The sequence below is a fragment of the Micromonospora sp. C51 genome, assembly GCF_018070435.1.
Classification (GTDB): Bacteria; Actinomycetota; Actinomycetes; order Mycobacteriales; family Micromonosporaceae; genus Micromonospora; species Micromonospora sediminimaris.
This window is the reverse complement of sequence record NZ_JAGPXQ010000039.1, coordinates 23,518-38,978: the sequence shown is the minus strand read 5'-3', so window position 1 is coordinate 38,978 and position 15,461 is coordinate 23,518. Positions and strand designations below refer to the sequence as shown.

At 70.5% G+C, this 15,461-nt stretch carries 10 protein-coding genes; 3 read left to right on the top strand and 7 right to left on the bottom strand.

Annotation, left to right across the window (positions count from 1 at the left end; genetic code table 11):
- Positions 1-31: 31 nt before the first annotated feature.
- A complete protein-coding gene (locus KBX50_RS26730; RefSeq protein ID WP_210940437.1) occupies positions 32-3,064 on the top strand; it encodes an AAA family ATPase in 3,033 nt (1,010 codons plus the stop codon).
- A gap of 3 nt (positions 3,065-3,067) precedes the next feature.
- Here KBX50_RS26730 and KBX50_RS26725 read toward each other — a convergent pair whose 3' ends face one another.
- From KBX50_RS26725 to KBX50_RS26715, 3 genes are read right to left on the bottom strand one after another with little or no spacing between them, the layout of a single operon-like run.
- Positions 3,068-4,426, bottom strand: coding sequence for a ferric reductase-like transmembrane domain-containing protein (locus KBX50_RS26725; protein WP_210940436.1), 1,359 nt, complete (start codon positions 4,424-4,426; stop codon positions 3,068-3,070).
- A gap of 55 nt (positions 4,427-4,481) precedes the next feature.
- Positions 4,482-5,759: a hypothetical protein gene (locus tag KBX50_RS26720; protein ID WP_210940435.1), complete on the bottom strand. Its 1,278-nt coding sequence runs from the start codon at positions 5,757-5,759 to the stop codon at positions 4,482-4,484.
- Positions 5,756-6,766 (bottom strand): hypothetical protein, encoded by a 1,011-nt coding sequence (locus KBX50_RS26715; RefSeq protein WP_210940434.1) that lies wholly within the window; start codon positions 6,764-6,766, stop codon positions 5,756-5,758. The genes KBX50_RS26720 and KBX50_RS26715 overlap by 4 nt, the downstream gene beginning before the upstream one ends.
- 128 nt (positions 6,767-6,894) lie before the next feature.
- Here KBX50_RS26715 and KBX50_RS26710 point away from each other — a divergent pair, with 128 nt between their 5' ends.
- Positions 6,895-7,182 carry a hypothetical protein gene (locus KBX50_RS26710; RefSeq protein ID WP_210940433.1) on the top strand — a complete coding sequence of 96 codons (288 nt, stop codon included), beginning with the start codon at positions 6,895-6,897 and terminating at the stop codon, positions 7,180-7,182.
- Positions 7,179-7,781 (top strand): hypothetical protein, encoded by a 603-nt coding sequence (locus KBX50_RS26705; protein ID WP_210940432.1) that lies wholly within the window; start codon positions 7,179-7,181, stop codon positions 7,779-7,781. The genes KBX50_RS26710 and KBX50_RS26705 overlap by 4 nt, the downstream gene beginning before the upstream one ends.
- A 62-nt stretch (positions 7,782-7,843) precedes the next feature.
- On the opposite strand, the gene KBX50_RS26700 is transcribed toward KBX50_RS26705, so the two are convergent.
- The 4 genes from KBX50_RS26700 to KBX50_RS26685 form a co-directional block, all read right to left on the bottom strand.
- Positions 7,844-12,196, bottom strand: a complete 4,353-nt coding sequence (locus tag KBX50_RS26700; RefSeq protein ID WP_210940431.1) for an FtsK/SpoIIIE domain-containing protein — start codon at positions 12,194-12,196, stop codon at positions 7,844-7,846.
- Between the two features lie 82 nt (positions 12,197-12,278).
- On the bottom strand, positions 12,279-12,572 hold the full coding sequence (locus KBX50_RS26695) for a WXG100 family type VII secretion target (RefSeq protein ID WP_093402533.1): 294 nt from the start codon (positions 12,570-12,572) through the stop codon (positions 12,279-12,281).
- 52 nt (positions 12,573-12,624) lie between these two features.
- Positions 12,625-14,655 (bottom strand): hypothetical protein, encoded by a 2,031-nt coding sequence (locus KBX50_RS26690; protein ID WP_210940430.1) that lies wholly within the window; start codon positions 14,653-14,655, stop codon positions 12,625-12,627.
- Complete coding sequence (locus KBX50_RS26685; protein ID WP_307871082.1) at positions 14,652-15,140, bottom strand: sigma-70 family RNA polymerase sigma factor; 489 nt, start codon at positions 15,138-15,140, stop codon at positions 14,652-14,654. Before KBX50_RS26685 ends, KBX50_RS26690 begins: the two co-directional genes overlap by 4 nt.
- Between the last annotated feature and the right edge of the window lie 321 nt (positions 15,141-15,461).

Sequence of the window (15,461 nt, the reverse complement as noted above, 5' to 3'; positions counted from 1 at the left end):
CTCAGACCGGCGTGGGTGGTATCGTCCGCCCGTGGAAGGAGCTCCGTACCGTTTCGACGGGTTCGAGCTTGACACCGCCCGCTACGAACTCCGGCTCGCAGGCAAGCGTGTCCCGCTGGAGCCGAGGGCCTTCGACGTGCTACTGCACCTGATCCGGCACCGAGACCGAGTCGTCGCCAAGGAAGAGCTCCTCGACTCGGTGTGGGGCGACCGCTTCGTGACCGACGCCGCGGTCACCACCGTGCTCCGCGCCATCCGGCTGGCCATCGGCGACGCCGGCAAGGAACACCGGCTGATCCGTACCGTCTATCGCCGCGGCTACCAGTTCATCGGGCCCGTCACGCAGGCACCGGCCGGTGCGGAGGCAGGACATGACCGGGCCCTACCCGCTCGGTTGGCGATGTCGTCAGGTCTCGGCTTCACCGGCCGGCGACACGAGCGCGCGACGCTCGCGGACGCGTGGAAGGAGGTGCTCGCCTCGCGGCAGCGTCGGATGGTGCTGCTGAGCGGCGAGGCGGGCATAGGTAAGACGACGCTGTGTTCGGTGTTCGCGGCCACGGTGCAGCACGAGGCGGTGGTGCTGTACGGGCGTTGCGACGAGGAGTTGTCGATTCCCTATCAGCCCTGGCGGGAAGTGCTGACAGATCTCGACCGCGATGCCCACGATGTGGTCGACAGCCGCCGCGACGCGCTCGCACCGCTGCTGGGTGGCGCGAGCGCGGTGAACCTGGAATCGGATTCGGCCCGATTCGCGCTCTACAACTCGGTCCTCGACATACTCGATGCCGTCTCGATACGCAGTGGACCGGTGCTCGTCGTGCTCGACGACCTGCACTGGGCGGACATGCAGACACTCGCTCTGCTGCGGCACCTCGCCGAGCGCGCCCTGACGACGCCGGTCCTGGTGATCGCCACTTTCCGCGATTCCGACTTCGACGCCTCGCATCCGCTGAACGTGTTGCTGGCCGCCACCCATCGCGAGCCGGGGACGACCCGGCTGGCCCTGCGCGGTCTCGACAACAGCGAAATGCTCGGCCTGCTGGAGACGATCGCCGGCCACGAGATGGACCACAACTGGCTCACGCTGCGGGATCTGCTGCGCGCCGAGACGGAGGGCAACCCGTTCTTCGTCACCGAGATTCTGCGTCATCTCGCCGAGACCGGGGCGATCAGCCGCCAGCAGGACGGCCGCTGGGCGACTCCGACACGGCTGCTGACCCGGGGCCTGCCCGTCAGCGTCCGGGAGGTCGTGGGCCGCCGTGTCCAGCGCCTCGGATCCGAAACGCGCCGAGCGTTGGACACCGCGTCGGTGCTGGGCCGGGACTTCGAGCTCGATCTTCTCTCCGAACTGCTCGGCGAAGCTCCACTGCAAACGTTCGAACGGCTGGCGCCGGCGATCGACAACGCTCTCGTCACCGACGCCGTCGGGCGATTCGCGTTCACGCACGCCATCGTCGCCCACACGCTGTACGCCGAGTTGAAACCCACCGCGCGGGCGTTCATCCACCAGGCGGTCGCGATGGCGATGGAGCGACGTGTCGGCGATGACGCGGGCGAGCGGGCGGCCGAGATCGCCCACCACTGGATCCATGCCGTCGCACCTGCGAACCGGGCCAAGGCAGCGGAATATTCGCGGCGGGCGGGCGCCTACGCGCTGACTCACGTGGCACCGGACGAGGCGGTCATCTGGTATCGCCACGCCCTTGAGCTCATTCCCGCCGGTCCCACGGTGCAACGCTGTGAATGCCTCGTCGGTCTCGGCACCGCGCAGCGTCAATCCGGTGACCCCGCGCACCGTGAGACGCTGCTCGAAGCCGGTCGCCTCGCGATCGAACTCCACCACGACGACCTTCTCGTTCGTGCCGCCCTCGCCAACAACCGTGGCGACGTCAGCGGATTCGGGACGACAGACGACGACCGGGTCCAGATCCTGCGTCGTGCGATCGCCGCGCAGCCCAACCCGGCGGACGGTGCGCTGCTCCACGCGATTCTCGCCATCGAGATCCATGCCACCGCCGCCGAGGATCTGGAAGAGGCCGCCGCCCGGGCGGTGACGCTCGCCCACGAGGCCGGCGACGACCACGTCCTCGCGCACGTTGTGCGGCTCACCGAAAGCGCCCTGCGCACGCTGGACGCCCTTGATCGTCGTGAGCAGTTGTTGCAGGCGGGCATCACGGCCGCGGAGCGAACCGGTGACGCGCGGTTGCGCGGCATCCTCTCGATGTCCCACCACGAGATCGCGCTTGAGCGCGGCGACCGCGAGGTGATGAACCGGGAGAAGGACATCCGTAACGCGTTCGCCCAGCGCAGCCCGGAACCCTTCGTCCGCTGGACCAACGCGCAGACGTCGTCGATGCACCATTTCCTGGACGGTGACCTGGCGGAAGCCGAGGCCGCCGCGAACGCCGCCCTCGAACTCGGCGTGGCAACCGGCCAGCCCGAGGCGTTCTTCGGCTACGCGGGCCAACTCTTCCAGATCCGCCGGGCCCAGGACCGACTGGCAGACGTGGCCGAGGCCATGGGGCAGGTCCTCGACCAGAACCCGACGCTGCAGGTCTTCCGGGCGGGCATGGCCTACGTGTGGTGCGAACTCGGCCGGGCAGCCGACGCCCGGGCGCTCACCGACTCCCTCGACGTCTCCGCCGGCGGCGCACCCCAGTTCTGGTCGACCTCCCTGATGCTGTGGGCCGAGGTCTGCCACCGGCTCGTCCTTCCCATCCCCGCCTCCCGGCTCGTGCCACTGCTCGACGGCTGGCGCGACCGGGTCGCCAGCACCGGCGCGACCACCGAGGGTTCGATCGCCTACGGGCTCGGCCTCGCACTGGCCACCGTCGGCCACCGCGAGGAGGCGGCGGCCGCCTACGACCTCGCCCTGACCGTTAACCGGCGGCTGCGCTCCCCCCTGCTCGTCGCCCGCACCCAGATCGCCTATGCCGATCTGCTTGCCGGGACCGAACCCGACCGGGCGCAGTCTCTCGTCACCGACGCGCAAGCCGCCGCCAGGCGCCTCAATTTCGCATTCGTCGACCGTCGTGCCCGGCAACTGCGCGATCGTCTCCGCTGAGATTCACACCCCCAACCGGAACGCCTCGACATGTCGCTGGCGGGCCGGGACCCGCAGCGCGCGAAGGCTGCGCTGCACGGTGGTGGCCATCGCCGCGGGACCGCACAGATAGACGTCCCGCTCGGCGATGTCGGGTACCAGGCCGCGCAGGCTCTCCGGGCTGAACGGCTGGCTGCCGTCGGCGGTGCGACCGGTCAGCAGATGCAGGCGGGCACCCCTGGCCTGTACGAGATTGCGCAGCTCACCGATCAGCACCGCGTCGGCGGGGGTGCGGGCCCGGTAGAGCACCACCACGTCTCCGGTCAGCTCCGGATCCTCCAGCAGCGCCCGGATCGGAGTGATGCCGATGCCGCCGGCGATCAGCAGTGTGTTCTCCCGGGTACGGCCGGCGGTGGTGAGGGCACCGTACGGGCCCTCGGCGTAGACCCGGGTGCCCACCGGCAACTGCCGCAGCCCGGCGCTGGTGGAGCCGATCGCCTTCGCGGTCAGCCGCAGCGTGCGGCCGTCGGGTGCCGCGGACAGCGACCACGGGTTGACCTGCCACCAGGAGTTGTGCCCAGGGAAGCGCCACCAGAAGAACTGGCCGGGACGGGCGCGCAGCCGGTCGAGGCGGTTGCCGGCAATGTAGACGGACACGGCGTTGTCGGTCTCCGGCACCACCGCGACGACCCGCAGCCGGTGCCGGAAGTTGCGCACCAGCGGCACGAACAGGCGGTTGATCAGCAACGAACCGACCGCGAAGGCCCACAACCCCCACCAGTACGCCTTGGTGACGTCGCTGTTGGCGAACGAGGCGCCCTCGTAGATCTGGTGGATCACCGAGAGCACGATCACCACGTACACCACCAGGTGGATGGCGTGCCAGGTCTCGTACGACATGCGGCGGCGGGCCATCCGTACCGAGGTGAACGCCATGACGCCGATCAGGACCGCGGCGATCATGCCGAGTAGTACCGGCATCTGCTTGGCCAGGTTCGGGATCTCGGCGAAGAACGAGATCCGGTCGAGCTGTGCGTAGCCGAGCATCACGAAGGTCGGATGCAGTACGACCAGCCAGAAGATCGCGAACCCGGTCCAGCGGTGCCAGTTGGTGAGTTTGTCCATGCCGATCCGCCGTTCCAGGAACGGCACCCGACCGATCAGCAGCAGTTGCAGTGCCATCACGAAACCCAGATGCAGGCCGAGGAAACGGCCGATCCCGGTCAGGGTGTTGGGCACCGGCCGGCTCGGATGGGCGAACATGACCTGGAGGATCACCAGGTTGACCAGGAGAAAGGTCCAGAGCAGCAGGTACGCGACCCGGGCCTGGCCGATGCGCCGCACCGGTGCTGCCGGGGCGGCGGTGAATGTGGTCGTGGACATCGCGAGCCTTCCTGAAGCGGTCCTGTTCGGGCCGGCGTGAGATTTCATCGGTGGCCTAGCGGGACGGCGCGGTCGCCGTCACACCGATCTCCGGCAGCCGGACCTTTCCGTCCGCCTCAGCGTGCCAGCGCCACCGCGCGCCCGGAAGATCGCCGAGCACGATCGCGACCTGCCCGCTGCCGGGCCCGCAGGCGGCGAGCAGATGCGCTGCCTCGTCGGACGACGGCGTCTCGGCGATCACCGCCAGGGCGGTGAGCGAGCGGCGGCGGGCGGCAAGGCGCACCATCCCGTCGTCGGTCTCCGGGCCAGAGTCACTTATCCGCAGCTCAGTGACGGATCGCAGGCGTAGTGCGGACTGTGGCAGGCCGGGTGGCTGGCCGCCGAGTCCCGGCACCGACAGCACCGGCAGATCCGGACGGAAGCGGGTCAGGTCGGCCATGAGGTTGGCCAGGACGTCGATGGCGACCCCGGCCGATCCGCCGATCGCCAGCACGCCGTCGAGCCAGGTGAGATCCACGAACAGGGTTCCGTTGTCGTCTCCGCCGACCCGCACCAGGCACGGCGTGACCTCGTCACCCCGGGTGGGCCGTCCGGCGTCGGCGTCGACGGGGCGCGTCCACACACCGTCGGCCTCGGCCAGCCAGGGCGTTCGGGGGGTGTGGTCGGCGGTGACCCAGGCGGTCACCGCGCCAGTGTCCACGCGCAGAGCGTACGCCTCGACCTGATCGGCGGTCAGTTCGGCGGACGCCTGCCAGGCCAGCGCGGGACGATTCTGGTCGGCGGCGAACTCGGCGGACAGCTGCGCGCGCGTACGCATCCGTTCCTGGATCTGGCGGTGCCACCGGGCGTTGTCGGCGTAGGCGCGGCGACGTCGGCGAAGCCGGGCGACGATCCGGCGGCGGAAGATCACCAGGAGGCTGAGCAGAGCCAGGATCACCGCGCCGAGCAGCGCGGCGGCGACCTTCCAGGTGAGCAACGGCGTGCTGTCGGCGGCTGCGGTGGAGCCGATCCGGCCGAGCCGTACGTCAGGCCCCGTCGCATCGGCCGGCAGCAGCAGAACCCATCCAGGACGTACCTCGCCGGAGTCGGTGAGGGCACCGCCGTCGCTCTGCGGACGGGACCGGTTCAGGTCGAGAATCTCGGCGGCGCGGGCCGGGTCGCCGAGCGTTCGCTGGGCGATCTGTGCCAGGGAGTCGGCGCGCCCGCCGTTCTGTTCGGGGCTTCGCACCACGGCGACCTTGACCACCTCGTCGGGAGCGGCCGAGACGGCCGCCGGTACGGCCAGGACGGCGGTGAGCGCCGCGAGCAGCAGCAGGACGGCACGGCGGATCATCGGGCCGCCGTCCAGCCCTGGGTGGCGGCGCTGGTGATGATCGTGTCGGTGCTCTTGTCGGCGACGTTGCGGTAGAGCGGCGATCCGTCCAACGTCACCTGTTTGGTCCCATCCTTGCGGCTCAGCCACCAGACCCGGTCGCCGTCGATGCCCTTGAGCTTGACCTTGCCGCCGTTCCTGGCGACCACGGGCTGCCACAGTGCGGCGCACGCGTCCGTGCAGTTGCTGGCCGGCGGGTCGGTGTCGTCCCCGTCGAAGCGGTAGATCGTCGCGCCGTCGTCGTCGACGACGATCGGGCCGTCCTTGCCTTCCTTCGCGGTCAGCGTGCTGGTGCGATCCGGCTTCGCGGCCTTCAGCTCCGCCGTGGTGATCAGTGCGTCGAGGGCCTTTCCATCGGGCCCGAACGCGAACCACACGTTGTCGACGCCCTGTCCATTCAGGTCGCCGGGCACCGTGTCGCCACCGAACCGGTAGGCCGGCCGGCCAGCGATGGTGACCTGCACGCCACCATCGGGCCGCCGGATCGCACCGATGTCGTCGGTCTGCAATCCGTCGACGAATACCCGGCCCCCGGCCTGGATCAGTACCGGTGGCCAGCTCTCGGCGCACGTGCCGGTGCAGGCCGAGGCGGGCGGCTCGGCCGGGTCCCGGGCGAAGCTGTAGAGGGTGAACCCGGTTACGTCCGTCACCGTTTCCCCGATGGTGGCCTTGTTGGTGGAGAGCTGTACCCACTTGGCCGGGGCCTGCGGGCCGGGGGCCGTCGGGTCGGGCGCCGGAGGCGTCGTGCCGGCCGCCGCCGGAGATGCTGGGCTGGCTGCCGCGGCATTGTCGTCGCGACCGTCGCCGGTCAGGCCGGCGCTGGAGGCCGGTGCGTCCACCAGCTTGATCTCACCACCGGCGAGAACGGGCGCCGCCGCCGGATCGGCGGCTTCGTTCCCGGCGCAGCCCGCCAGGAGCAGGGCCGCGGCAAGTGGGGCGGCCAGAGCGCGGACCGGGGTGCGGGACACGATGACACCTCCGTTTCGATCGGGCTCGACAGGTGCGGTCTTCACGACCGGGCCACCGATCCGGTTCGAGGCTTGTGTTCCAGGTCACATTCGCCGAACCGTCGCGGGGTGTCCGACGTGACGGGCGCATGGCCAGATCAGACATCGTCATCCCGGGCGAAGATCTTCAACAGGCAGCGGACGCGATGCGGCAGGTGCTGCGGACCATCAGCGTCAAGCGCAGCTCGGCGGACTTCAACCGGACCGTCGGACCTCCGGTCCGGGACGCGGCGGAGAACTTCGAGGACCGTTGGGACGCTGGCCGCAAGCAGCTGCGCAACGAGTGCGACGACATCGTCGAGGCGATCGACGTGATTCTCAACGCCTTCACCGCCGTCGATGACCAGAGTGGCGACAGCCTCGGCGGTGGCCGGTGACCGCCCCCGTACCGACCTCTGGATCATTTACCTTCGAGGTGCCGGAGGGTTGGCTCGACTACGACCTGGCGGGGCAGGACTTCAGCCGGCAACAACGCGAGCTACGGGCTGCGGTGTCCACCGCCGAACAGCGCAGCGCGGTCGACGACGCGCTGCGCCAGGCACGCCGCCTGCTGCGGGCGGCTCGTCAGCAGGGCGCCGCGGCCGCGGCCGGCATGATTGCTCGCGACGACGACGGCGGGCTGCTGATGGCGTTCGTGGCGGCCTTCGGGATCACCGTCCCGGACGGTACGCAACCATCGGTGGCCGACATCGCCCAGCAACTGACTCGCCCCGCCGGAATCAACGGCCACGGGGATCGCACCGTCACCTCGGCCACCCTGCCCGCGATCGGCACCGTCGCCCGGATCACCGGAACCGAGGTCGTCGAGCTGACCGAGAGCACGTCCGCGGTGATGGTCGCCATGCACACGATCATTCCCGTGCCGGGACAGCCCGGATCGTACCTCGTGGTCACCGGAATGAGTCCGAACCTGCCGCTGGCCGACGCTCTGTACGACGTCTTCGACGCGATCACCGGAACGCTGCGCTTCACCTGACCGGCCGCCCGAACACCACGGGATCCGGCGACGCCGAGCCGGCGCCACCGGATCCCGTACTGTCAGTCCGCCTTCGGCACCTGCACGGCCGTCAGCACCCCGTCGCCCAGATGCAGGTAGGCACGCCCTGGCCGGGCGGCCTGCCCGACGATCCCCCGTGGGATCCGCATCCCGATCAGCTCCCCGTCGGTGATGCTCTGCGGTGCGATCAACAGGCCAGCCCGGTTACGTTTGAGCTGGGTCAGCCAACCGGCCAGGCCGAGACTGAGCGCCTCGGCGTTGCCCGCGACCACCAGGCCCCACCCATTGCCTGCCGCACCCCGGGCCAGGGTGTTGAGGTCTCCGTCGATGTCCGACTGGGCGAGCAGTTCGGCGTCGTCGATGACCACCGTCCCGGTGTCCTCCGGAATGCTCTTCAGTAGATCCCGGAAGTCCATCGCGGCGATGCCCGCGTCGGTCACCACCGCGGCCACCCCGGGCTGCCCGGCCAGGTCACGCAGTGGCGAGCGCCGCGGCGCGACCACGAGCAGTCCGGTGCCGTTGGCCAGCAGCGTCCGTGCCACCGACAGCAGCGCGGTGCTCCGGCCGGAACGCGGTGGCCCGCCGATCGCAAAGGTCGGAATGTCGGCGAGGTCCGGGCCGAGCGGGACGACCTCGTCGCCGCCGACCCCGACGATCGCGGTCAGGGCACGGCCCGGCTCCGGCAGCATCCGGCGCATCTCGGCGTACCCGATCAGGTCGGGCAACGCCGCGAACCGGCGCGGCCGGGCGGTCCCCGGCACCGTGGCGTCCCGCACGGTGATCTGCCTGGCGATGTCGGTCAGTTCCGCCGCCTGTCCCTGCCCGCTGAGGTCCGGACCGAGGACCGCGATCTGCGCCTCCGCGTGGTCGGCCAGCCGGATCGCCCGGCCCGGTGCCTGCTCCGGGGGTACGTCGCGCAGGTTGAGACCCAGCAGGGAGTAGTCGCTGCGGTCGTTGAGGCGCAACACCAGCTTCTCCTCGGTGGCGCCGGCGAACCGGCCCGAGCCGAGCACCTTGTCGCCGGCCAGCACGACGTGGACACCGACGCCGGCACCGTCACGCAGCAGGCGGGTCAGCCGTTCCAGATAGCTGCCGTTGTCGTACGTCGCGAAGTCTCGCTCGAACACCTCGAAACGATCGACCAGCAGCACCACGTGTGGCAGTCGCCGATCGGCGGCGGCGTTGCGCCGCTGCTCCGCCAGGTCCGCGACGCCCTGTTCACCGAACCAGGCCTGCCGTCTGGTCAACTCACTGTTCAACCAGGTCAGCAGGCGATCGAGGCGCTCGGTCTGTAGCCGGTCCACCACCGCGCCGCAGTGCGGCAACCCGACCAGCGGCAGCAGCGCACCGTTGCCGCAGTCGACGGCGTACAGGTGCAGGTCGGCGCTGGAGTGCCGGGTGGTCAGCGCGACCGCCAGGGTACGCAGCGCCTGCGAACGGCCGCTGCGGCCGGATCCGATGAAGAACACGTGCCCGGTACGGTCGGTGTCGAACAGCAACGGCTCGCGGCTCTGCGAAGCGGGCAGATCGACGATGCCGTAGGCGACCGCACCCAGGTCGCCCGGGATCGTGGCCGGGGGCGGCTGAGGGAGATCCGCCCACTGTGCCACCTCGGTGAGCGCCGGCAGCCACGGGCTCGGCTGCCGCGGCACCCCGAGCCTGTCGGTCGCCGCGACGACAGCCGCGACGAGTTCCCGCAGGTCGGTGTCGGCCGGGCCACCAGACGTGGCAGCCGACGAGCGGCGGGCCGGAACCGGGTCGCCCAGCCGTGACCAGTTCACGTGGGTGACCTCGACGCGCACCTCGTCGGCCCGGTCCCCCAGCACCGGTCGTCTGCCGCCGATGCGGCCAGCCTGGAACGGCAGCAGCGCGGCGTAGCCCAGCCGGGCGTACGCCCGACCCGGCGTGCGCGGCGACAGTTCACCCGCGTCGGGTGCGTCGATGATGTCCCGGCTCTCGCCCTGGTCGGTGGTGCGCAGGGCGATCCGCAGGTTCGTGTTCGCCCGGATGTCCGGGGTCACCGCTCCGGACGGCCGCTGGGTGGCCAGGACCAGGTGAATCCCCAGAGATCTGCCGCGCTGCGCGATGTTGACCAGCCCGGTGACGAAGTCCGGCAGCTCGCGCACCATCGACGCGAACTCGTCGATCACCAGCACCAACCGCGGCATCGCGGGCATGCTCGCGTCCCGGGCTCGGCGTTCCTGGTAGCGGATGATGTCGGAGGCGCCGGCCGCGGCCAGCACGTGCTCGCGACGGCGCAATTCCGCGCCGAGCGAGGTGAGCGCCCGCTCGACCAGGTGGGTGTCCAGGTCGGTCACCATGCCGACGGTGTGCGGCAGCTGTTCACACTCGGCGAAGGCACTACCGCCCTTGTAGTCGACCAGCACGAAGGTCATCTCGTCCGGCCGGTTCGCCACCGCCAGCGTGGCCACCAGGGTCTGCAACAACTCCGACTTGCCGGCTCCGGTGGTTCCCGCGATCAGGGCGTGCGGGCCGTCGCGTACCAGGTCGATCGCGAACCGGCCGTCCAACCCGACGCCGAGCACCGCCTCGGTGCTGGCCGGCCGGACCGCCCAACCCGCCGCGATCCTGTCCGGCGTCGGCGGCTCCAGGTCGAGGACGTCGAGCAGCCGTGCCGACGGCGGCAGCACCGCCTCGTCGCCGTCGCCGGACACCCCCAACGGCGCCATCCGCCGGGCCGCCCGCTCGTACCATCCGGCGTCCGGTTCGTCGGCGCGAATGCCGGCGACCAGCGCCGTCTTGGCGGTCCGCAGCGACGCGCCGTCCGCGCCGGACACCACCACCGCCCGGCATTCCTCGGGCAGCAGCCGTTCCTCCGGCTCCAGGCACATCACGTAGACGCCGACGGCGGGACCGTCCCGCAACAGCGTGACCGCGCCGGGCATCGACCGCAACCGCCGCGCACCGTCGAACACCACCAGGATGTCCGGATCGCCGGCTGCACCACCCCGTTCCGGCCCGCTCGCCTGGTCACCGGCCGACCGCGCCGCGATCACCCGGTTGAGCTCGGCGATGCGCCGCGACACCGACTCGGCGCTGGTGCCGATCCGGACGTACGCCTCCTCGCCGTCGGCCCGGGTATGGGGAAGCCAGCGCAGCCACGACCAGCGCTGCTCACCGGCGGCGTCGGTGAGCACACAGATACGCAGATCGTCGGGGCTGTGCAGCACGGCCGCCTGCGCCACCAGCCAGGGAGCCAGCCGGGCCAGGCGGTCCCCGGCCACCCCGACCACACCGCTGTCGCGAACGTCCACGGCCACCGGCACCTGGCCCAGCTCGGGCGCGGTGATTCGGCGGTGCTCGTCCAGCGCCGGATCCTCCACCCGCACCCCCGACGGCATCGAACAGGTACCGACCCGCAGGGCGAGGAAATCGTCGTCACGCCAGCGCCGCTCCCACAGTCGTTCACCCGGCAGGGTCGCGATCCGGCCGGTCAACGCCGGATCCGGGTAGGCGTACCGGCGGGCCCGCTGCTCCTCCAACACCGCCTCGTCGATGTCGGCACGGACCCGGAGAAGCTTCTCCTCGTACTCCTGCATCCGCTCGGCGTAACTCTGCCTACCGCGGCGCTTGGCACCGAACTGAGTCAGCAGCGCAGCGAGCGGAGAGACCAGCGCGAGGAAGATGAACCGCCAGTTGCCTGTCGCGAGAATGCCCACCAGCGCGCCGATCGCGGGGGCCAGCAGCAACGTCACCAGGCCGATCGGGCTCTTGTCGGACTCGGTCGGCGCGGCGGGCAGCCGGAACTGCCCGCCCATGATCTTCGGGAAGAATCGCGGCGGACGGTTGAACTCCCAGGTGAAGCCGTCCGCCGCACGGGTCACCGGGGCGCGTACCGGCACGCCGGTTGCCAGTTCGAGCAGGATGCCGCCGACCGCCAGTTGACGGCCAGCCGGCCACTCAGCGGTGCCGTCCAGGGCAACGCCATCCAACTCGACAGCCGTGACCGCGGTGACCGCGACCGTACGGTCCACAGTGACCAGCAGCCGAGCGGCGACCGGCGGCACAGCACCGGCAAGGCGTACCCGGCACGTGGGCGCGCTGCCCACCTCGTACTCCCCGGGTGGGAGGAGCACGATCCCGCCGGCTCCCGGGCCGCCCACCAGGCGCACCTCCACCGCACCCGCCCGACCTGCCGTTGGCCGGGCCGGACGATTCAGGCCCAACTCGGCGCCGGCACCCAGCCGCGCTGCGGCCAGCGAGAGTCCCGGGTCCAGGGGTTGGGCACCGTGGAACAGCGTGCCGGGACGACCGCCGACGGCGTCGGCCAGCTCCGCGGCGAACGTCCCCACCGAGGTCCCCGGCTCCGCCTCCACGACCAGCGGCTCCGCCGCAGGTGAGGCGTCGGAGACCAGACTGACGTTGAGCCGCATCTCGACCCTCCTCCTTTCTTCTCAAGCGGACACGCCCAGCGCTTGCGCACGCCGGGCGTGTCCGATCCGTTGGAAACGGCGATCAGCCGAGACGCGAGCCGAGGTCCTGGTCGGTGGAGGCGAATGCCTCGCCGACCGAACGGACGTAGTTGCCGATGCCCTGCAGGCCCTGGTTCACCTGGTCGAATCCCTTGGCGAACTCGTCGAAGAACGGCTGGAACTTCTGCTGGGCGGCCGGGGTGCGATAGCCCTGCGCGAGCAGGTTCTGCACCTTGCCACGTACCTCGACCAGCTTGTCCTGAAGCTGCGAGAAGTCGTTCAGCAGCGCCGCCGAGGTCTGGGCGGTCTCTTCACTGTTGACCGCGAAATCCGGCATGGTGACACTCCTTGATCTCTTGAACAGCCACCGGCGGGCAGCCGGTGGGCCCTTACCTGCGGAACTTCCTGGTGATGCCGGTGTCGTGGTCGGACGTTGACGCCCCCGTGGCGGCATCAGCTGCGCCCAACACGAATCCCGCCTTCATTGCCGCCTCGACCAGCGCGTCGGTCGGCGGATCCTCGGCTTCCTCGTTCTCGATGGCGGCCGATGCCGCGTCGCTCGCACCGCTGGAGACGATCCCCGTCACCGCCTCGCCCGCGCGCTCCTCGACGGACTTCTCACCGGCCGGCTCCTCGTCGACCTTGCGGACGTCCGGTGCCTCCTCGCCGTTCGGGGGCGCGTCCGGCTGTACCGGCCCGGCGTCTACCGGTTTGGCCGCCGGTTCGGTGACCGCCTCGGGCTGGTCCGATCCCGGTAGCGCATCCGCCGTGCCACCATCCGCCACCGGTCCCTGCGGCGTTGCTCCCCCGGTGGTCGGTCCGCCGGCGGCCGCCCCCGGCGGTGAGGATCCACTGGTGTCGGGGAGCGTCCCCTTCGGGGAGCCAGCCTCGGGCACGGAACCCGACGTGCCCGGCCCCTGTCCTGCCGGGGCGCCCGTTCCTTGCGGTCGCGTCGGCGCAGGAGCAGCGGTGGCCGGATCGGCAACGCCGGCCCCACCGCCGGCAGCGGGTGCGCCGCTGATCACCGGTGCTGGAGCTGGCTGCGGTGGAGCAGCAGTCGGTGCCGGGACGTCGCCGACAGAGCCGTCGCCGCCGGAAGCAGACGACGGTGCCGGGCTACTCGCCGGTGTGTCGACGACGGTGGATGCACCCGGCGGCCCGCTACCCGCGGCGACAGGTTCGGTGGCCGATGCGCGATCCCCGCTGGGAACGTCACCGGCGGGCACACCGTCACCACCACGTGCGGTGTTCGCCCCCGACAAGCCCTCGGTGCCACCACCGGGAGAGAGATCGAAATCCGGGTCACCGGTGAAGCCCTTCCGGAAGCCGTCGGCGAGCCCTCCGGCGGCGGCACCCGCCGCCGCACCGCCGAAGATCGAGGCGGCGTTGAAGTCTGCGTCGTTGGCCTTTCCGAGCTTGTTGAGGCCGACGGTTGCGACCTCCTCCACCACGCCCTTACCGAAATCGGCCACCACCTGGTTGCCGAAGCCACCACCGCGGCCACCCAACCGGAGCAGGCCACTGATGACGGTGTTGTTCCGGCCGAACTGGCCGAATGCCGCGGCTCCGCTGCCGGCCGTCTTCACCAGGCCGGGTGCTACCGCTTTCGCACCTCGCACGAACGGACCGAACAGCTTCGCTCCGGGTACGAGAGCCACCAGGCCCACCACGAGCGTGCCCAACTCGAAGTTTCCGTTCGCAGCCTGGACCGCCACCGTCACCACGAGGGCCACTGTGGCGAGCACGATGCCGACCACCGGCAGCAGCACCCCGACGACAGCGATCGCGATGTCGATGATCAAGCGGAGGATTGGGTTGTTCCGGAAGAAGTCGCCGATGCGCTGGAAGAAGTTGCGCCTCGGCGGTGGCTTGATGGCCTTCGATGCGGCGTCGTCGAGCGTCCGATTGCATCGCGCTGACGCGGCCTCCCGCAGTCGGCGGGCGTCGGCGGCTAGCCGTTGCGCGGCCGAGAGCTGGTCCCGTGCGCCGGCGATCTCGTTGGCCGACGCCCGCGCCGCCGCCTCCTGCTCCGATGTGGCATCGACAGCCACTCGCGGCACGGCAAGCCGTACCACCTGCACGGCCTCGGTCGCCTGATCCATCGCGGTGTCGATGCGGGTCTGCTGCTCGCGCAGCGCCCGGCTGTAGATGCGGTACGCCTGTGCCGCCGTGTCGAAGGAGTCAACTGCCTGCTGCAGCTTGCGTGGCAGGCTGTCGAGCATGTCCCGCAGCTTCTCCATCGATTCGCCGCGCGCTCTCGACAATGATCCGCCCCGCCCGAGGACCCGCACACCGGTCTGGGCGTCGTCCCGGATCTCCTCGTAGAAGCGGGCCAGCTGATCGATCTGATCCGGGTCTCCGGGGGTCGGATCCCGGTCCATGCCGAGAATGCTGAACCCGGAGGTGTGCCGCCGGCTCATGAAGGGCTTCCCGAACCGGACGAAGCCGCCGACACCAGCTCGGCCCGCAATGCCCGGACGGCGTAGTGAGCCCGGGATTTGACGGTTCCCGGCGGTATGCCGATGGATCTCGCGGCCTCGGTCACCGTACTGCGACGGTAGTAGAGCTCGAAGATCACGTCACGGTGCTCCGCGGTCAGCCGGCGTAGGGCCGGCATGAGGCAGGCACTGGCCACGACCGCATCGGCATGGTCCGGAACGGGCTGCTGGATACTGTCCCAGACATCACCGCCCACCGGCTGCGACCGTCGTCCACGCAGCTGGTCCACGGCGGCGTTGTGCGCGACCGTGTACAGCCAGCTCCTGATCGAGCCCTCCCGGCCGACCAACCTCTGCCGGTGACGCCACGCCCGTAGCAGGGTCTCCTGATAGACGTCCTCGGCGATGCTCTGGTTGCGGGTCAGACGGAGCAGGTACGCGCGAACGGACGCGCCATTCTGTGCCACCAGGTCGGTATAGACCTGCTCGGCCGTCGCTGGCTGAGCCGGGGCACGTACGACATCCGGTGACCGCCGCCCGCCCCGGCCCCCCGTGTCACAGCTGTTCCGGATGGTCTCTCCGGATCTCTTTCGCCAGGCCCGTCGGCTCTGTTCCTGCAGACCGCCCTGGCCCATGCCGACGGCATCGGCGGTGCTATGACCCGTGGTCACTGCGGCAGCTCTCCCTCTGCTCCGGGGCCGCCGGTGCGGACCCGGTTCAGAGCCTGCGGGAACAGTCGCGCCGAACCTTTTCGAATGTCTGAGGACTTTCTGAGGACACCGGAAGGA